This is a genomic window from Paenibacillus daejeonensis DSM 15491, from assembly GCF_000378385.1.
Lineage (GTDB): Bacteria > Bacillota > Bacilli > Paenibacillales > Paenibacillaceae > Paenibacillus_D > Paenibacillus_D daejeonensis.
Map to the genome: position 1 here is coordinate 1 of NZ_KB899670.1, position 17,579 is coordinate 17,579.

16 protein-coding genes, 1 tRNA gene, 1 pseudogene and 1 other annotated feature are annotated in these 17,579 nt (G+C 52.2%); of the genes and pseudogenes, 12 read left to right on the plus strand and 6 right to left on the minus strand.

What is annotated here, in order from left to right:
* The 6 genes and pseudogenes from F556_RS39290 to clpC form a co-directional block, all read left to right on the plus strand.
* Positions 1–174: pseudogene (locus F556_RS39290) on the plus strand (IS256 family transposase); the annotation flags it as partial.
* A 372-nt stretch (positions 175–546) separates the two neighbouring features.
* Positions 547–1,731, plus strand: coding sequence for a GNAT family N-acetyltransferase (locus F556_RS0124900; RefSeq protein WP_020619726.1), 1,185 nt, complete (start codon positions 547–549; stop codon positions 1,729–1,731).
* A gap of 128 nt (positions 1,732–1,859) precedes the next feature.
* Positions 1,860–2,321 carry a CtsR family transcriptional regulator gene (locus tag F556_RS0124905; protein ID WP_020619727.1) on the plus strand — a complete coding sequence of 154 codons (462 nt, stop codon included), beginning with the start codon at positions 1,860–1,862 and terminating at the stop codon, positions 2,319–2,321.
* Positions 2,322–2,351: 30 nt separating this feature from the next.
* Positions 2,352–2,864 (plus strand): protein-arginine kinase activator protein McsA, encoded by a 513-nt coding sequence (gene mcsA / locus F556_RS0124910; RefSeq protein WP_020619728.1) that lies wholly within the window; start codon positions 2,352–2,354, stop codon positions 2,862–2,864.
* A 43-nt stretch (positions 2,865–2,907) separates the two neighbouring features.
* Positions 2,908–3,972, plus strand: a complete 1,065-nt coding sequence (mcsB, locus tag F556_RS0124915) for a protein-arginine kinase McsB (protein WP_020619729.1) — start codon at positions 2,908–2,910, stop codon at positions 3,970–3,972.
* Between the two features lie 18 nt (positions 3,973–3,990).
* Positions 3,991–6,438 (plus strand): ATP-dependent protease ATP-binding subunit ClpC, encoded by a 2,448-nt coding sequence (clpC, locus tag F556_RS0124920; RefSeq protein WP_020619730.1) that lies wholly within the window; start codon positions 3,991–3,993, stop codon positions 6,436–6,438.
* A 77-nt stretch (positions 6,439–6,515) separates the two neighbouring features.
* Here clpC and F556_RS0124925 read toward each other — a convergent pair whose 3' ends face one another.
* Both F556_RS0124925 and F556_RS0124930 read right to left on the minus strand, forming a co-directional pair.
* Entirely contained in the window at positions 6,516–6,947 is a 432-nt protein-coding gene (locus tag F556_RS0124925) for a universal stress protein (protein WP_020619731.1), read from the minus strand.
* Positions 6,948–7,146: 199 nt separating this feature from the next.
* A tRNA-Thr gene (locus tag F556_RS0124930) sits at positions 7,147–7,222 on the minus strand.
* Positions 7,223–7,389: 167 nt separating this feature from the next.
* On the opposite strand from F556_RS0124930, the gene F556_RS36625 reads away from it, so the two are divergent.
* On the plus strand, positions 7,390–8,109 hold the full coding sequence (locus F556_RS36625; RefSeq protein WP_020619732.1) for a hypothetical protein: 720 nt from the start codon (positions 7,390–7,392) through the stop codon (positions 8,107–8,109).
* Positions 8,110–8,119: 10 nt separating this feature from the next.
* On the opposite strand, the gene mscL is transcribed toward F556_RS36625, so the two are convergent.
* On the minus strand, positions 8,120–8,614 hold the full coding sequence (gene mscL / locus F556_RS0124940; RefSeq protein WP_020619733.1) for a large conductance mechanosensitive channel protein MscL: 495 nt from the start codon (positions 8,612–8,614) through the stop codon (positions 8,120–8,122).
* Positions 8,615–8,800: 186 nt separating this feature from the next.
* Here mscL and F556_RS36630 point away from each other — a divergent pair, with 186 nt between their 5' ends.
* The 5 genes from F556_RS36630 to F556_RS0124965 all read left to right on the plus strand — a co-directional run bounded on the left by F556_RS36630 (position 8,801) and on the right by F556_RS0124965 (position 14,823).
* On the plus strand, positions 8,801–10,576 hold the full coding sequence (locus F556_RS36630; protein ID WP_020619734.1) for an ATP-binding protein: 1,776 nt from the start codon (positions 8,801–8,803) through the stop codon (positions 10,574–10,576).
* A gap of 59 nt (positions 10,577–10,635) precedes the next feature.
* Positions 10,636–11,760, plus strand: a complete 1,125-nt coding sequence (locus tag F556_RS0124950) for a DNA alkylation repair protein (protein WP_020619735.1) — start codon at positions 10,636–10,638, stop codon at positions 11,758–11,760.
* Positions 11,757–12,803, plus strand: coding sequence for an FUSC family protein (locus F556_RS0124955; protein WP_020619736.1), 1,047 nt, complete (start codon positions 11,757–11,759; stop codon positions 12,801–12,803). Before F556_RS0124950 ends, F556_RS0124955 begins: the two co-directional genes overlap by 4 nt.
* 72 nt (positions 12,804–12,875) lie before the next feature.
* Positions 12,876–13,469 (plus strand): TetR/AcrR family transcriptional regulator, encoded by a 594-nt coding sequence (locus F556_RS0124960; RefSeq protein WP_020619737.1) that lies wholly within the window; start codon positions 12,876–12,878, stop codon positions 13,467–13,469.
* A gap of 118 nt (positions 13,470–13,587) precedes the next feature.
* The gene (locus F556_RS0124965) at positions 13,588–14,823 is read left to right on the plus strand and encodes an MFS transporter (RefSeq protein ID WP_020619738.1); all 1,236 of its coding nucleotides are present in this window, start codon (positions 13,588–13,590) and stop codon (positions 14,821–14,823) included.
* Between the two features lie 63 nt (positions 14,824–14,886).
* Here the strand turns inward: F556_RS0124965 and F556_RS0124970 are convergent, their stop codons facing one another.
* From F556_RS0124970 to ilvA, 3 genes are all read right to left on the minus strand, one after another.
* Positions 14,887–15,192 (minus strand): hypothetical protein, encoded by a 306-nt coding sequence (locus tag F556_RS0124970; RefSeq protein ID WP_040717808.1) that lies wholly within the window; start codon positions 15,190–15,192, stop codon positions 14,887–14,889.
* A gap of 70 nt (positions 15,193–15,262) precedes the next feature.
* A complete protein-coding gene (locus F556_RS0124975; RefSeq protein WP_020619740.1) occupies positions 15,263–15,865 on the minus strand; it encodes a TVP38/TMEM64 family protein in 603 nt (200 codons plus the stop codon).
* A 30-nt stretch (positions 15,866–15,895) separates the two neighbouring features.
* A complete protein-coding gene (gene ilvA / locus F556_RS0124980) occupies positions 15,896–17,167 on the minus strand; it encodes a threonine ammonia-lyase IlvA (protein WP_020619741.1) in 1,272 nt (423 codons plus the stop codon).
* Positions 17,168–17,217: 50 nt separating this feature from the next.
* Positions 17,218–17,495 (minus strand) — a binding site (T-box leader).
* Between the last annotated feature and the right edge of the window lie 84 nt (positions 17,496–17,579).

Sequence of the window (17,579 nt, forward strand, 5' to 3'; positions counted from 1 at the left end):
ATGAACAGTCTGACCAATATGGACGCGGCGGAGAAGATCGTTTACCTAGAGGTGACAACCTACAACGAGCGTTTTGAGAGCCGCGTCATCCGTGGATTTAATGATGCTCTGGTGAAGGAGAAACTCCAGGCGCTCTTTGAGGAGCGTTATCCGACAAGGGAGGAGGAAACCTAAACCACCCTTCGGGCTCCCGCGCCTTCGCTTGGGCTACACTCGTCTATCTATTTCAACACCTAATTACACGCCACTCGTTGGGAGTTGTTCCCTGCTTACACAAACTTCTTGACGCTACCCAATTTAAGATGAAAGTGAGAAATTAGTTGTACTTTTGTCTTTAGGAGCTACCCCCACGTTCTCCCCCCAAGTAGACCCTTTCTCACTAAGTCGCGCCTAGCTTCATCACAGGTCCAGCGTACGCTTAACTACAGTTAAGCCGCCAAAAGAGCAAGTTGTCAGTTCAATGTGAATGACCTCTACTCGCTCAGGTTGAACCCTGGCGTCTCCTTATGACATAATACCAGTATCTAGAGGAAAGCAGGTGCTCTTGTGGAGTTGCGAAATATAACCGCAGATGAAGTGGAGGCTAGTCTGGAGCTTGCGATGTATGCCTTTCAGTTCAAGCTCGATGAGAACGAACTGGAGCAAGCGAAAGCACGTGTCAATGTGGAAGAGGTCTGGGGTGTTTTTGAAGAAGGGCAATTGATTGCTCAGCTCACGCTGCTGCCGCTACAGACTTATATTGGAGGCAAATCGCTGGCTATGGGCGGGATTGCCGGTGTGTCGACTTGGCCGGAGCATCGTCGTCAAGGTGCAGTAGCGCAACTGATGGTTCACTCGTTGAAGCATATGCGTAATCAGGGACAGACCATCTCCTTTCTGACCCCGTTCGCTTTCCAGTTTTACCGCCGTTACGGATGGGAAATGTATGTGGAGTACAAAGCGTATACGATTGAGACGGAATTGTTGCCGCCTCGCAGTCCTGTTGATGGCACGGTCAAGAGATATAGCGAGTTGAATCAAAGCTTGGTGGATCGGATTGCTCCGGTCTATGAGCGTTACGCGAGCCGCTATAATGGCACTTTAGCTCGATCCGGTGACTGGTGGTTCCAATCGATATTTAAGCGCAATCAAGGGTATGTAGCGGTCTATACGGATGCTGAGAATCAAATAACTGGCTATCTGTTTTACAAAATTGATAATCGCGAGTTCATCGTGCATGAAATGGTGTATCTGACTCCTGAAGCGCGCCAGGGCTTATGGAACTTCATAAGCAATCATGACTCCATGATCGAGCGTGTGCAATTGAAAGCGCCGTCGGATGATTCGCTGTCTTACTTGCTGTCGAATCCACGTTTTGAACAGAAGTTAATTCCTTATTTCATGGGGCGTATCGTGGATGTCGAATCCTTCTTGACGACCTATCCCTTTGCCCCAACGGTGGAGCAGGGGAACGTAACAATCGCGGTCACGGATGAGTATGCGCCTTGGAATGAGGGCGTGTATCAAATCGAGTTTAATGAAAACGGCCACGCTGTGACAAAATATAATCAGCCAAATGCAGTTGAGGCACAAATCAGCTGCTCGATCCAGTCCTTGTCTGCCATGATGATTGGATTCAAACGGCCGCTTGAGCTGAGGGAGTTGATGCAATTGCAAGGCGATCATCAAGCGATACAATTCCTAGAAGCGTGTATATCGGCCAAGACCACATACTTAATGGACTTCTTTTAATGAAGGGTTGCTAAAGAACGCTTGACGTTTTTAGAAAATTGCGTATAATAAGGTTAAAGTCAAAGAAAGTCAAAGTCAATCAAAGAAACGTTGTGCAGGTTGGTGAACGACTCTGGGAGGTTGGTGATATGCGCAACATTTCCGATACTCTGGAGCAATATCTGAAGCAACTGTTGCAAGAGAGTGCCGAAGGGGCTGTCGAAATCCAGCGCAATGATCTGGCTGACCGGTTTTCATGCGTTCCCTCGCAGATCAATTATGTGATCAGCACACGATTCACCCTTGAGAAGGGGTATTTGGTCGAAAGCAAGCGAGGCGGAGGCGGATATATCCGGATTCAGCGTGTAGAGTTGCCTTTGCTGAAGGCGATTCAAGGTTACATTAACAGCACCATCGGAGACCGGGTGGATCAGGCAGCAGCAGAAGGGCTGATTTATCAGCTAAGAGAAGCGGATAGGATTTCATCCCGCGAGGCCAATCTGTTGAAAGCGGCTGTTTCCCGGGATGTTATCATCGTTGGGTTACCGCTCCGAGATGAAATTCGGGCTAAGATACTTAAGGCAATGCTTATATCCTTGCTTGTGAAATAACGCAGGCGCGAGAGGAGGGAGGCAGCAACAATGATTTGTCAGGAATGCGGAACCAAGCAAGCCACCTTGCATTTCACTAAGATCGTTAATGGTGAGAAAACGGAATTTCATATCTGTGAATCGTGCGCCCGTGAAAAAGGAGAAGGCATCCCTGGTACAGCCAACGGGTTCTCTATTCACAGCCTGTTGTCTGGTTTGCTGGAATTTGAGCCCTCTGCAGGCCTGGGTCCCAAGCCTCAAACGATCCGCTGTGATGAATGCGGGTTGACTTATTCTCAATTCCGCAAGATTGGACGCTTCGGCTGCAGCTCGTGTTACAAGCATTTCTCCGACCGTCTGGACCCGCTCTTCAAACGGGTACATGGCAACGCGAGTCACGTGGGCAAGATTCCCAAGCGCTCAGGTGGTCAGATCAAGTACAAGCGAGAGGTCGAGCAGCTCAAGAAGGAGCTTCACCAGCATATTGAGCAGGAGGAGTTCGAGCAAGCAGCCAGCATCCGGGACCAGATTCGGGAGCTAGAGAGTAAAATCACGGATTTGTAGACGGACGCATATTATACGAAGCTTATGAGCAGGAGGGTTGGGAATGGAAAAGCGGCGATTCGCCCAGGATGCCCTGAGCGAATGGATGAGAGAGGATGGCCCCGATTCGGAGATCGTGATCAGCAGCCGGATTCGCATAGCTCGCAATCTGCGTCACCATCCGTTTCCGATGCTGGCGACCAACCAGCAATCACGCGAGGTCATGGAGCAATTGACCGAAGTGCCCCGCTCCGGCAAGCTGGATGAGCTAGGCGCCTTTGAGACCTTCGTCTTAAGCGATCTGAGCGAGCTTGAAAAGCGGGTGCTGGTGGAGAAACACTTGATTAGCCCCAATCTAGCTAATGAATCGCGTGGCGGGGCTTTGGTGCTGAGCGGCAGTGAGTCGGTTAGCATCATGATTAATGAAGAAGATCATCTACGCATCCAGTGCTTGTACCCGGGATTTCAAATCCGGGAAGCATGGCAGCTGGCCAGCGAGATCGACGATATATTCGAGCAGGAAGTCGACTATGCCTTCAGTGAACGACGAGGCTATCTGACAAGCTGTCCAACCAATGTGGGCACAGGCATCCGGGCATCGATTATGATGCATCTGCCGGCACTGGTGCTGACACAGCAAATTAACAGAATTTTATCTGCAATTACCCAAGTTGGATTGGCGGTTAGAGGATTATACGGGGAAGGCAGCGAAGCTATAGGTAACCTGTTTCAAATCTCGAACCAAATTACTCTCGGTCAATCCGAGGATGAGATCATCGACAATCTGTACAGCGTCGCTAGGCAAATCATTGAGCATGAGAAGGCTGCACGGGAGCGGCTGATGGCGGAATCGCAGATTCGCATCGAGGACCGCGTACAACGTTCATACGGCATTCTCTCCCACGCAACAATCATGGATTCCAAGGAAGCGGCTCAGCGATTGTCGGATGTGAGACTGGGGATTGACCTACAGCTGATTCAAAGTCTTTCTCCACAGGTAATGAATGAATTAATGGTACTTACACAGCCAGGCTTCCTGCAGCAAGTATTCAGTGAACCATTGAATACCGAAGAACGGGATGTCCGGCGTGCTGAATTGATTAGACGATATTTATCTCCCAAAACCTAAGCACGGAGGTGTTTGAACATGATGTTCGGAAGATTTACGGAACGCGCACAAAAGGTACTTGCACTGGCTCAAGAAGAAGCCGTACGGCTGGGGCATAACAATATCGGTACAGAGCATATCCTGCTTGGTCTGATCCGCGAGGGGGAAGGCATTGCTGCCAAGGCTCTCATCGGTTTGGGACTGGGCTTGGAGAAAATCCAGGACGAGGTCGAATCTCTGATTGGCCGCGGACAGGAGCAGCCGACCAACATTGCTTACACGCCACGGGCGAAAAAAGTCATTGAGCTGTCGATGGACGAAGCCCGCAAGCTGGGTCATACGTATGTAGGGACAGAACATATCCTGCTCGGCTTGATTCGTGAAGGAGAAGGCGTAGCCGCACGTGTCCTCAATAACCTGGGGATCAGCCTGAACAAAGCTCGTCAACAAGTCCTTCAACTGCTGGGCAGCAGTGAAGCTGTATCTAGCAGCCATGGTACGCCTACTAATGTAAGCACGCCAACGCTGGATGGTCTGGCACGGGATCTCACGGCAATTGCTCGTGATGGCAATCTCGATCCGGTCATTGGCCGCAGCAAGGAAATTGAGCGGGTCATTCAGGTATTGAGCCGCCGTACCAAGAACAACCCGGTCTTGATTGGTGAACCCGGCGTTGGTAAAACAGCCATCGCTGAAGGGCTGGCTCAGAAAATCATCGCCAATGAGATTCCAGAGACGCTGCGTGACAAGCGTGTCATGACGCTGGATATGGGATCGGTCGTAGCGGGTACCAAATACCGTGGTGAGTTCGAGGACCGACTCAAAAAGATCATGGACGAAATTCGTCAAGCGAATAACATCATCCTGTTTATCGATGAGCTGCATACGCTGATTGGCGCAGGCGGAGCGGAGGGAGCGATCGACGCTTCCAACATCCTCAAGCCTTCCCTGGCTCGTGGTGAGCTGCAGTGCATCGGTGCAACCACGCTGGATGAGTATCGCAAATACATCGAGAAAGACGCCGCGCTGGAGCGCCGGTTCCAACCGATTACGGTGGATCAGCCTTCGCCGGAAGAGGCGGTACAGATCCTCCATGGATTGCGTGACCGTTATGAAGCCCATCACCGGGTCAAAATTACAGACGACGCCATCGAGCAAGCAGTGAAGCTGTCGGATCGCTATATCACGGACCGCTTCCTGCCCGATAAAGCAATCGATCTGATCGATGAAGCCAGCTCCAAGGTAAGGTTGCACTCTTACACTGTACCGCCGAACCTGAAGCAATTGGAGAACCGTCTGGATGATATCCGGAAGGAAAAAGACTCCGCTGTACAAAGCCAAGAGTTCGAAAAGGCAGCGGCTCTGCGTGATACCGAGCAAAAAATCCGTGAAGAGCTGGATGTTACCAAAAATCAGTGGAAAGAAAAACAAGGCCGTACGGATTCAGAGGTTACGCCGGAGGACATCGCACAGGTGGTGGCCAGCTGGACTGGTATTCCGGTTAGCAAGCTCGCCGAGGAAGAGTCCGAACGTCTGCTGAAGATGGAAGAGATTCTCCACAGCCGTGTGATTGGTCAGAGCGAAGCGGTTAAGGCTGTATCCCGTGCTGTACGCCGTTCCCGTGCTGGACTGAAGGATCCGAAGCGTCCAATGGGCTCGTTCATCTTCCTGGGTCCTACAGGGGTCGGTAAAACCGAGCTGGCACGTGCGTTGGCCGAAGCGATGTTTGGAGAAGAGAATGCGGTCATCCGCATCGACATGTCGGAGTATATGGAGAAGCATTCGACATCCCGCCTGGTAGGCGCGCCTCCAGGATATGTCGGGTACGAGGAAGGCGGTCAGCTGACCGAGAAAGTACGCCGCAAGCCTTACTCTGTTGTCTTGCTTGATGAGATCGAGAAGGCGCATCCCGAGGTATTCAACATCCTGCTGCAAGTGCTGGAGGATGGCCGTCTAACCGATTCCAAAGGCCGCGTCGTTGACTTCCGCAATACGCTGATTATTATGACCTCTAACGTTGGGGCAGATCAGATTAAACGTAATTCGACACTGGGCTTCACGGCCGTTCATGATGCAGGCCATGAATTCAGTCAGATGAAGGATAAAGTGCTGGGCGAGCTCAAGAAGAGCTTCCGTCCGGAGTTCCTCAACCGGATTGACGATACGATCGTGTTCCACTCGTTGGAGCAAGAGCACATCAACGAGATCGTCTCGCTCATGTCCGAAGAGCTGCGTAAGCGTCTCTTGGAACAAGAAGTAGCCTTCACCCTGACGGACTCGGCCAAGTCGTTCCTGGCTAAGGAAGGCTTCGATCCACAGTATGGTGCACGTCCGCTCCGTCGAGCGATCCAGAAGCATATTGAGGATCGGTTGTCGGAAGAGCTGCTGATGGGCAACATCTCCAAAGGCGACTCCCTGACGATCGACGAAAAAGACGGACAGTTGATCGTACTCAAGGAAAACGTGGAGCTCCAGCCGAAATCATAAACTGACCGTAAAAAAAAACCTCTGGTTCTCCTAAGAGAATCAGAGGCTTTTATCTGTTGGATAATGAATGCATGCCGTTACTTCAAAATATGAAGCGGAATATTCGAATGTTTGACAATGTAATTGCTCACGCTGCCCAGGAACATTTCCTTAATACCGCTAATGCCTCGGCTGCCCAGAATAATGAGGTCGATTCCTTTCTCCTCCGCCATTTCAATAACCCGGCGTCCAGGGTCGCCTTGTAATACGGTTACTTCGGCCTGTACATCCGAAGCACTCAGAATGGATTGAGCCTCAGCTGCGAGGTTATCCGCTTCCTGAGCGATAGCGACTGAATTCTCCACCGGCGGGGGGATCATTGCTTCGCCAACGATCAGCATCGGGATGTCGAAGACATGGACCACTTCTAGCTTGGCGTTCCAGCTGCGGGCCATCTCAATTCCCGTCTTCAGCGCACGAATGGATTGCTCGGAGCCATCATAGGCCACGAGAAGATTATGATAAGCCATCCTCATCTACCCCCAATTATGGTTGGATTCCATTGATTCTCTATATTACCCGTACGCGTAACCCCTGAATCGGACATTCGATACCACTTCAAACCAAGAAGATATATAAATAACAAAAAAACCACTCCGCGAGGAGTGGTCATTATGTATGGGTTGCGACACATGCATCATTAGGTGAACCGTTCTGAAGCAGTTTAAATGGTGCCGTCGAGAGGACTTGAACCCCCAACCTACTGATTACAAGTCAGTTGCTCTACCAGTTGAGCTACAACGGCAAGTAATTTATCTTGCGAACCCTAAGAAAGATATTAGCATGGAAGTGTGGGAAGTGTCAACAGGTTTTTTTAAAATAACTTGCATGCGCTTCGGTTGCTCACAGCCGGGCAAACATCATCATACACTAAAGCACAAGAAGCGTCTAAAAAATAGAGGAGGAATGAGTATGCCGGCCATTCCCAATTTTCCGCCGGAGCTGCTAGCTGAGCACCGGAACTGGCATCATGCGAGGCATCAAGTGAATACGAACAACCCGCCACCGGGCTATGGGCTGGATTTCTTGCAGTTTCATCGTCAATATATTGCCAAGGCCCGGCAGTGGTATTTGCAACAAGGCTACGATCCCGGTCTTATCCAGCCGTGGGGTCTGCCGCCCGAGCAGATTCGTCGGTCGCCCTGCTACGATGTGGCAGCTGAGCAGCGAATTACGATGAACCCGCGCTCCTTTGCCAGTGCTGACGAATTAGGACGATTCATTGAGGCGTCCGGTCTGCACAATTGCATTCATCAGCAGGCCGCTCTCTACTATAACGAGCCTGCGCTTAACGATCTGGATATTGCCCCAGGCAGTACCGTATTCTATCAGATTCACGGTATGATTGACCGCTGGTACGCCGAATGGCTGGCCGCATCCGGAATGTCTGGCGCACCGGCCACGAGACTCCGGGAGCAGCGAGCTGATACACAGCCGTCTGCACCACAAAGCTCGCGAAGGCCAGCAGCCAGTCGACCTCCCGGACGGGGGAAGCGAAAAGCCAGTCCAAGCCGCAGCCAGACAAAAAGAGGCCCCCTTGTGCATGGTCTGCTGGGAGCCAATAAGAAAAGCTCCAAGAAACCATTAGGCAGCAAGGGGCGCCGCAGAGTCCCCCAAAAGGGGCGGCATTAATGGCTGTACCCTAGGTTGTGGCACCCTTCTCGACAATCAAATGCGAGGTGCAGTGTCCGCAACGGGTTGCCTCGATTGGAATGTTGGATAGACAGTAGGTGCATTTTTTCTCCGTAGGCGCGGCTGGGGGCTCTTCGGGAGCGTCCTGCTTGCGCCGCAGGGAATTGGCACCCTTGACGATCAGGAAGACACATAGAGCCACAATCAGAAAATCAATGACGGTATTAATAAACTGCCCGTAAGCGACGACAGCATGCCCGGCTTGCTGAGCCTCTGCCAATGACATCGCGGGTTGACCGCTTAACCTAAATTCGTCATCGAGATTAATATAAAGGTCGGAGAAATTCATCCCTCCGAGCACTTTGCCAATTGGAGGCATAATCAGGTCATTGACGGCGGACGTAACAATTTTGCCAAAAGCCGCGCCAATGATAATTCCGACGGCAAGATCAATCACATTCCCTTTTACCGCGAACTCCTTAAATTCCTGAAAAATCTTTTTCAACTTCTCGTCTCCTTTCTGTACAAGCTCTGGAATAAGTATAACCGATTTAGGACGTTTTTTCAGGGTCTCCAGGCATCAAAAACAGTGTCGAGATTTGACGCAAAAAACCTTACTTAAAAAAGGATTTTATGGTAAAATGTCGAATTTTAACATCAGAATAGAAATAGCATGTGAATGAGGGACATCATGGGCACGTATTTTGAGTCCAGCGAGCTCTTCTTGCTGGCATTGGCATTATCCATAGGCGTACTGTCTGCGTACACATTTTTTTATATGATTAGCCAAGTTCAGATGGGCATGCGATGGCATGCGGCACTGAGCACTGCTGCCTTATTCGTCCTGGGATTTGGCGTCATGCAGCTCCTGATTCAATTGGCCTCCGACAGTCTGATCGGCCTGGATTGGACGCTGGTTCTTTCCTATCTACTGGCAGTGGGTGTCGTTAAGGCTTCGCTAATGATTGGCTATAGAACACAAGCTTTGTTTATGCGATGGTTAACAACCGGTCTCCTGCTTACTCTGGCTCACTTAATTCTGCACTATGGGCAGATCCTATCTTTCTCACACCGCGGTTTTACCCTCCACCCCGGGATGGCTATCAGCGCATTCCTGATTCATCTGGCGGGAACGATTCTCGCTTGTTATGCTTATCACCGCAGCAAAGGGTTCAGTCTGCTCCCCAGTGCGATCCTGATGGGCTGCTCCGCGATGATCATGCAAATGATCAATACCGAGGCGCTCACTGTCGAATATGGAAAGATTATGACAGCTGACCTGCTTACTGATCAGCTCCGGGTGTTGGCGGGCGGGATGGGCGTAGGAACGCTGCTTATCCTGAGTGTCTGTCTGATGGTCATCCTGGTCAGAAGGCGCCTGGGACAGGTGGATGAACAATACCGATTACTGGTAGAAAATTCATTGGACATGATCGCAATTGTCCAGCAGGACAAGTGGATCTATATGAACCGATCCGGTCTGCGTTTGCTGGAAGCGGGCCATGCGGGTGAAGTGCTGGGCACCGAGGTATGGCCGCTGCTGCACAAAAGGCATCATCAAGAGATGATTATGCAAATGGGAAAAGGGAATGCTGGAGGCTCAGGCACGCCATTGGAACAAGAGTGGTTCACCCTTGGCGGCAAAACCCTGCATACCGAGGTGACAGCCAACGCAACGCTCGCTGGGGGGCGTCCGGCCACGCAATTAATCGTGCGCGATATCTCGGAGAGGAAGAAGAATGAAGAGCTGCTGATTAACTCGGAGAAGCTCTATGTGGCAGGTCAGCTGGCAGCCGGCATTGCCCATGAGATCCGCAATCCGTTAACGTCGCTGAAGGGCTTCTTGCAGCTCATTTCCACAGGCCGCAGTGATCAGACACGTTACTACGACATCATGAAATCCGAGCTCACCCGAATTGAATCCATTGTCAGTGAGCTCTTGATGTTGTCCAAGCCTCAACTGGTCGAGCTCAATTATTGCGATGCCCGCCAGATTGTGCAGGATACGGTGGCGTTGCTGGAGCCTCAGGCCAACCTGTACAATATCATCCTGGATGCGGAATACAGTGAGTCGCCGCTCTGGGTCCGCTGTGTAGAGAATCAAATCAAGCAGGTGTTGATCAACATCCTGAAAAATGCGATTGAGGTCATGCCGGGCGGGGGCAGTATCCGAATTAGTGCGATGCTCTCAGAATCCCAGGTTAAGATTCGCATTGAAGATGAAGGACCTGGCCTCGATGAAGAGCAGTTGGCCAAGGTGGGACAACCGTTCTACACGACCAAGAACCGTGGTACCGGGCTGGGTCTCATGGTCAGCTTTAAGATTATAGATAATCATAAAGGGAAAATAGCCATCTCCAGTGAGCTTGGAGTAGGGACGACGTGCATTATCAAGCTTCCGTATGCTCAGGAGTGCGCCTTAATGGCAACAGCTTTCCAGCCCGATCGAGAAAAAAACGCAGACTGACACCGTCCTGTGCTTTTTGATGCGGCATCAGCTATAATAGTCGCAGGAGGAGATCAACGATGGCTGAAGCGCTCAAAAATATCTATCATATAACCTTTCTTACACAACTTGCATCACGCCTTCACGAAGCCTGGGACGGCTTTGAGGAGCAGCGCTTCCTGGATCTGGTCCTGAACGATACGTGGGAAGATAGCCCATTAAAGGCCAGAATGCGCATCATTACGCAGGCGCTAGGCCGTTGTCTGCCTCAGCGCTACAGTGAAGCGCTGGAGGTTCTATATAAGATCGATCAGGCATGCACCGGGCTGCCTTATTTGATCTTTCCGGATTATGTTGAACAGTACGGACGAGACCCGGAGAATTGGGAGCTGTCGATGACGGCCTTGGCGCGTTTTACTCAAGGATCAACGTCCGAATTTGCGGTGCGACCATTTATCATGTCCGATCCGGAGCGGATGATGCGTCAGATGAACATCTGGGCGGGCGATCGCAACGAGCACATCCGGCGCCTGGCCAGTGAAGGCTGCCGGCCCCGCTTGCCTTGGGGCGGGGCGCTGCCGATGTTCAAGCAGGACCCAGCGCCGGTCCTGCCCATTCTCGAGCAGCTCAGGGAGGATGAGTCGCTCTATGTACGCAAAAGCGTAGCGAATAATCTGAATGATATCGCCAAGGATAACCCGCAAGTGGTACGCGATATCGCAGTGCGCTGGAAGGGAAAGCATCCCTATACGGATTGGATTGTAAGGCACGGTTGCCGGACACTGATACGTAAGGACGATCCTCACATTATGGCCCTCTTCGGGTATAGTGCTGAACTGGAGGGACTGGCAGAGGAGGCGTCACTGCAGTTGTCTCAGCAGGAGGCTGCCATTGGTGATCGTATGGAGCTTGCCTATGAGCTGCTCGTCCGCGAAGGTGAGGATGTTCGGATTCGGGTGGAATACGAGATTGGCTTCGTCAAGTCGAACGGCAAGAGCACGGCGAAGCGGTTTCTGCTCTCTGACCGTACGGTCGCCGGCGGCACCAGACTTCAGGGGCGGCGCGGCCACAGCTGGGCTGATCTGACGACACGCAAGCACTATCCAGGTCTGCACTTGATCCGGCTGCTCGTCAATGGCTTCGCTGTAGCCGAGGCAGAGCTGTTGCTGATGCCGCAGGATGCAGTGGGGAGTGAGGGTCAATGACTGTCGGCGCGCGCGTACTCAAAACCGGACTGGCTGTCGCGCTAGCCATCTTTCTTAGTGAGTGGCTGCAATTCCCGTCGCCGATTATCTCGGCGGTGGCTGCGATCTTCACCATCCAGCCGTCCATCTACCGCTCCTGGAAGCAAATGCTGGATCAGGTGCAAGCGAACCTCATTGGCGCGGCAATCGCCCTGGCAGCCGTCCAGTTGTTCGGAAGCACGCCAATTGCTGTCGGATTGGTCTGTATCGTGGTCATTGTCATTAATATCAAGCTGAAGATGGAGAGCACAATCGGCCTGACCCTGGTGACGGTCGTAGCGGTTATGGAAGCCCACGCTTCAGGATGGTGGTATGCCGTTGACCGGTTCTTGATGGTTCTGACGGGCATGGGAGCGGCCTTTGCTGTCAATATCGTGCTGTTCCCGCCGCGCCCGCGGTACCAATTTAACGTGCACGTCACACAGGCCAATCAGCAGCTGTCGCTGCTGCTGCGGACAGCGATTTCCAATGAGATGAAGGAGCAGATCTACAAGAAGGAACGGGAGCAGCTGCATGGGATGCTGCGCAAGCTGGACGAGCAATACAGCCTGTTCGATGAGGAGCGGGCCATTACAGCCAGCAGCAAGCTGAGCAGGGCCAGGCAGTTGGTTCTCTCCAAGCAATTGATCAAGGCGCTCCAAAAAGGGGAAGATCTGCTGGATGCTGTGGAGGAGCATTATTTTGCCGCTCCCGAGTCAGTAGAGTGGGCCCAGGCCTTTGACCGACATATCGAGGATCTGACCAAGTATCACGAGCACATTCTGCTTAAGGCCGAGGGCAAGATCAAAGCTGGGGCCGAAATTAGTCCGGACGGGCAGCAGGGCAGCCGCTTGGTCGAGCAGCTGTCTGCGTATTTGAGCATTGATCCCAAGGAGCGGCAGCGATTAATATTCGTCGGGGCCGCAATGTTTGAATATGCCTATCACCTCCGGCGTCTGGAAAAGCTGGTCGAGCAGGTGGAACTGCGTAAGGTGGAAGCCCAGGAAAAAGAAGAGTTGCCATGAGGCAGCTTTTTCTTTTATAATAAAATAAACCAAACGGTCGGTTTTTAATAGTGGGAAAGGAGGAATGACATCATGACTACGGGTACCAAAGGAGAGCGCAAACGGGAACTGATCCTCAGCAAAGTCAAGGAGCTATTCATTAGTCAGGGCTATGCGGCTACGACAATGGAAGACTTGGTTCGCTACAGCGGGATCAGCAAAGGCAGCATCTACTACCACTTTGAGAGCAAGGAAGAATTGTTCCTGCAGCTGCTGGAGAAGCATAGCGAGGACTGGTGGATCGCGTGGAGAGAGCGGGAAGGCAAGTATCAGGGGTTCAGAGAGAAGCTCTATGGCATCGCCTCCTATTACGTCGAGGATTTCTACAATCCGCTGCTCAAGGTGGCTGAGGAGTTCGGCATGGCCCAGAAGCAGCAAGAGATGCTGGATCGTCTGGTGCGAACAACGCAAGCCCCGAGGCGAAGCTATGAAGAAATTCTGCAGCAGGGTGTCCGAGAGGGCGCACTGCGCGAGATTCCTGTTAAGGAACTGGCCTTGCTGTTCGCAGCTGTGCTGGATGGACTCAGTATTACTTATTATGAATATAACAGCGACGAGATTGAACGGATCTATAAGCTAGCGGTAGATTGTTTCCTGAACGGCGTACTGCGGGAGCAGGTCAGCTAAGCAGGTCAAGGCGGGAGTCTGGGGAATCAGCTCTCAGCCTAGCACTAAATTAAACTGACCGGTCAGGTTTTAGCGAAAAATAAACCGACTGGTCAGATTTTCTAAGGGGGTTCAATATATGAAAGAATTACTTCGCAATCGGGTGTTTGTTATCGTCATGACCTCCGATCTGCTGCAGCAGGTTGGCATCTGGATCCGTAATATGGCCTTGCTCTACTACGTGGTTGCCCAGACGAATGGGGATCCGATTGCCGTCTCCCTGCTGACGTTGGCTGAATATGCGCCAATTTTCATCTTTTCTCTAATTGGCGGTGTGTTGGCCGACCGTTGGCGGCCCAAGCGCACGATGATTACAGGCGATATCCTGAGTCTGCTTTCCATTCTGCCTATTCTATGGGCTGTTCAGGCAGGCTATTGGCAAGCCGTATTTGCGGCCACAGCGGTATCGGCTATTGTGTCCCAATTTTCCCAGCCATCCTCGATGAAGATGTTCAAACGTTACGTACCGGAAGAGCAGGTAGCAGGGGCAATGGCGATTTCCCAGACGATGATGTCCTTGTTCATTATTGGGGGGCCGGTGTTGGGGACGTTTTTCTACAGCCAATACGGCATTTCTTTTTCACTGGGGAGTCTCGTTGTGCTGTTCTCCCTCTCGGCGCTATGCCTCACGATGCTTCCGAAGTCAGAGCCGGTAGAACGCACGGAACATACGGGTTTGTATCAGGAATGGAAAAGCGGGCTTGCCTATGTGCGCAGTCATCGGCAGCTGATGGTGTTATTTTCGCTTTTTGCCCTAATAGCATTGTCTGTCGGTTTAATTCAGCCGCTAGAAATCTTCTTGGTCACCGAGAGGCTGCAGCTGCCGGAGGAGAGCCTGCAATGGTTCACGGCTGTCAGCGGCATCGGGATGCTGATGGGCGGTATTCTTGCCGGGATCTGGTCGTCAGGCGGGAAACTGAAGGGCAAGGAGGGCATGATTCTGCTGCTGGGCACCCTGGTATTCGGCATCGCAACGATGATTGAAGGCTTTTCACTCTGGCCGTTGCTGACCGGCAGCATGCGCTGGTTGACCGGGGTTCTGTTGGCCTTCATGCAGACGATTCTGGCTACTATCATGCTAACGTCCATACAAGAGAGCTATATTGGCAGAATCAATGGACTATTCACGCCGATATTTACTGGTTTTATCTTGATCGGGACGGCGTTGTCCGGCGTCTATATGCAAGCTACGTCACTGACAGTGGTGTTTCTGACGGCTGGTCTGCTACTGATGGCAGCATCGCTGGTAACGCTCAAACTCCGGGAAGCACCATCCGCCGGCTCGCCAGCAGCTACATCCCTCAAGGCTGAGTAGCAAGCTACTCTACGAAAAATGCCGTCTGCGTATCGTGCGCAGACGGCATTGCTATTCGCAATACTAATGCTTATGATCCTGATCGTCCGGATGACGGCGGGGATGCTGCAGATGAGCCTCCAGATTGCTGACCTTCTTCTCTGGAATCAGACGCTGATCCGTACGCCCTTGATGATGGTTGTCAAAATCCATCTCCACCATCTCCCAGGTAGTCGTGCCGAGCTGGGGATCAGCAGGGAAGACATCGCCGCGCTTCAACGGCGTCTCGCCGCCCCATTCGTTGCGGTAAATGCCATCAGTCTCGACAGGCTCTCCGGACATCGGCAGCATGTCATGATATTCATTGGAATGCTCGCTCACGGGTAACATCGCTCCTTATGATGGAATCTCTACCTTAGCATTTCACAAGAAGGATGCGATTATGATAAGCCTGTGCCAATTAATATTGATATCGCCGCTCCAGCCGCTTGCCGCCATACCACATCATGTACATGACGCCTGCTGCCAGCACGATGCGCCAGGGCTCGTCCACCAGATCCGTTATGTTGAAGCTGAGCAGCGAGACGCAGATAATCATAACAGCTTTGCCCAGTGAGACCGCAATCAGGAATGTACGGAATGGGACGTTGCTTAGCCCCGAGGCAATATTAATGAGGGACGACGGGGAGAAAGGGAAGCAGGCCAGCAGGAATATCGGCGTGAACCCTTTGCGTTCGATCCAGTGAAAAAATCGGGCCGTCGCCGGATACTTGCGTTGCAGCCAGGCGCCGAGCCGGCCGCCCAGCTTGCGAGCAAGCCAAAACACGAGGACGCATCCGAGCGACACGCCGATCCAGGAATACAGGATGCCCAGTCCGAGGCCATAAATGTTGGCGTTGGCCGCGATGATGAGCAATAACGGCAAAAAGGGCAGCAGGGCTTCCAGCAGCGGAGCCACAATGCCTGGCAAGGGCCCGTAAGCGGAGTAGCTTTCGAGCGCTTGCTGCAAGGTATCGGGATCAGTCGTCGATAATTCCTGAATCCAGTCTTTAATCATACTCATCTGTAATTCTCCGTTCGTTACGCCCAGATCTTAAATCAACAAGTTAAACAACAGTGGATCCTTATTTAGCTCAAGGTATTGGAATCCTTTATGATTCAACCGTTCGATCAGGGGCTCATAGTCGCTGCGCTGCTTCAATTCGATACCCACAAGCGCAGGGCCGTTATCCTTGTTGTGCTTCTTCGTATATTCAAATCGAGTGATATCATCGTTCGGACCCAGGACATCATCCAGAAATTCGCGTAGCGCACCAGCCCGTTGGGGAAAGTTCAGCATGAAATAATGCTTCAGACCCTCATAAATGAGCGAGCGTTCCTTGATTTCCTGCATCCGGTCTATATCATTATTACCCCCGCTGACAATACATACAACCGTTTTGCCAATAATTGCATCACGATATTGTTCCAACGCTGCGATTGGCAGCGCGCCAGCCGGCTCGGCCACAATGGCACTCTCGTTATAGAGCTCCAGCAGTGTGGTGCACACCCGTCCTTCCGAAACCACAGCGATGTCGTCCAAATATTCTTTGCACATAGCGAACGTTAGATCGCCAACCCGCTTCACGGCAGCGCCATCGACGAATTTGTCGATCTCCGCTAGCGGCGTCACTTCTCCGGCTGCGAGGGATGCCTGCATCGAAGGGGCGCCTTCAGGCTCTACACCAATCAGCTTGATGCCTGGCGCCGCGGCTGTCATATAGGCCCCAACCCCAGCCGCAAGACCGCCACCGCCGACGGTCATGAACAGGTAGTCGGGCGTCTCCGATGCCGCCTCCAGAATCTCCAAGCCGATGGTGCCATTGCCGGCGATGATGCCAGGATCGTCAAAGGGATGGATAAACGCCAACTCATCACGCTGGCTCACGGCGATGGCTTCGGCATATGCATCATCGAAGGTATCGCCCGTCAGCACAATTTCAACCCGGGGACCGCCAAAAAAGGCGACTTGATTCACCTTCTGGCGTGGCGTCGTCGAAGGCATGAAAATGCGTCCCTGTACGCCAAGCACCTGGCATGAGTAGGCGACTCCCTGGGCATGGTTGCCCGCGCTGGCACAGACCACGCCTCTAGCAAGCTGCTCCGCATCCAATGTTTTCATGGCGTGGTACGCGCCTCGCAGCTTGAAGGACCGTACCACCTGCAGGTCCTCTCGCTTGAGCAGCACCTTGCATCCGTAACGCTCGGACAGAACGCGGCTGTATTGAAGCGGGGTACGATTGACGACATCTTTAAGCAGATGCTGAGCAAAGACAATATCGGTTAAGGCAACGGCCGGTTTGTGGCCACCTGCATGTTCATTCATCCTCGATCTTCCCTTCCAGTGATATAAAAATACACAAAAAAATCCCGTCCCGAAGGGACGAGATCAACTCGCGGTGCCACCCTTGTTCCGCGGTCTCTGCTTGCAATTAGCAGACAGGACGCGCGGCGCTCTGTCACGTACAGTCATACGTGCTCCTGATAACGGAGGATGCCGTCCAAGCTTACTGAAGCATGCCAGAGCATACCGGGTTGGGCTTGCATTCTCGGGGAGGATATTCGGCCTGGGTGGTCCCATCGACATCACAGCTGCAGTCGACTCTCTGGAGAGACCAATTCCGGGGCGTACTGATTCCCGTCAACGAAATGGTATTAGTTATCTCTGTTATACGCCCCTATTTCCCAAAAGTCAACCGGGGCTTTTGTCGGTTTATGGGTTAAATTACCTTTCAAAT

Bases quoted from the DNA above. Each gene is read 5' to 3' on its own strand.
- F556_RS0124905 (WP_020619727.1), top strand. From the start codon at position 1,860: ATGCGCAACATTTCCGATACTCTGGAGCAATATCTGAAGCAACTGTTG.
- mcsA (WP_020619728.1), top strand. From the start codon at position 2,352: ATGATTTGTCAGGAATGCGGAACCAAGCAAGCCACCTTGCATTTCACT.
- mcsB (WP_020619729.1), top strand. From the start codon at position 2,908: ATGGAAAAGCGGCGATTCGCCCAGGATGCCCTGAGCGAATGGATGAGA.
- clpC (WP_020619730.1), top strand. From the start codon at position 3,991: ATGATGTTCGGAAGATTTACGGAACGCGCACAAAAGGTACTTGCACTG.
- F556_RS0124925 (WP_020619731.1), bottom strand. From the start codon at position 6,947: ATGGCTTATCATAATCTTCTCGTGGCCTATGATGGCTCCGAGCAATCC.
- F556_RS36625 (WP_020619732.1), top strand. From the start codon at position 7,390: ATGCCGGCCATTCCCAATTTTCCGCCGGAGCTGCTAGCTGAGCACCGG.
- F556_RS36630 (WP_020619734.1), top strand. From the start codon at position 8,801: ATGGGCACGTATTTTGAGTCCAGCGAGCTCTTCTTGCTGGCATTGGCA.
- F556_RS0124950 (WP_020619735.1), top strand. From the start codon at position 10,636: ATGGCTGAAGCGCTCAAAAATATCTATCATATAACCTTTCTTACACAA.
- F556_RS0124955 (WP_020619736.1), top strand. From the start codon at position 11,757: ATGACTGTCGGCGCGCGCGTACTCAAAACCGGACTGGCTGTCGCGCTA.
- F556_RS0124960 (WP_020619737.1), top strand. From the start codon at position 12,876: ATGACTACGGGTACCAAAGGAGAGCGCAAACGGGAACTGATCCTCAGC.
- F556_RS0124965 (WP_020619738.1), top strand. From the start codon at position 13,588: ATGAAAGAATTACTTCGCAATCGGGTGTTTGTTATCGTCATGACCTCC.
- F556_RS0124970 (WP_040717808.1), bottom strand. From the start codon at position 15,192: ATGTTACCCGTGAGCGAGCATTCCAATGAATATCATGACATGCTGCCG.
- F556_RS0124975 (WP_020619740.1), bottom strand. From the start codon at position 15,865: ATGAGTATGATTAAAGACTGGATTCAGGAATTATCGACGACTGATCCC.
- ilvA (WP_020619741.1), bottom strand. From the start codon at position 17,167: ATGAATGAACATGCAGGTGGCCACAAACCGGCCGTTGCCTTAACCGAT.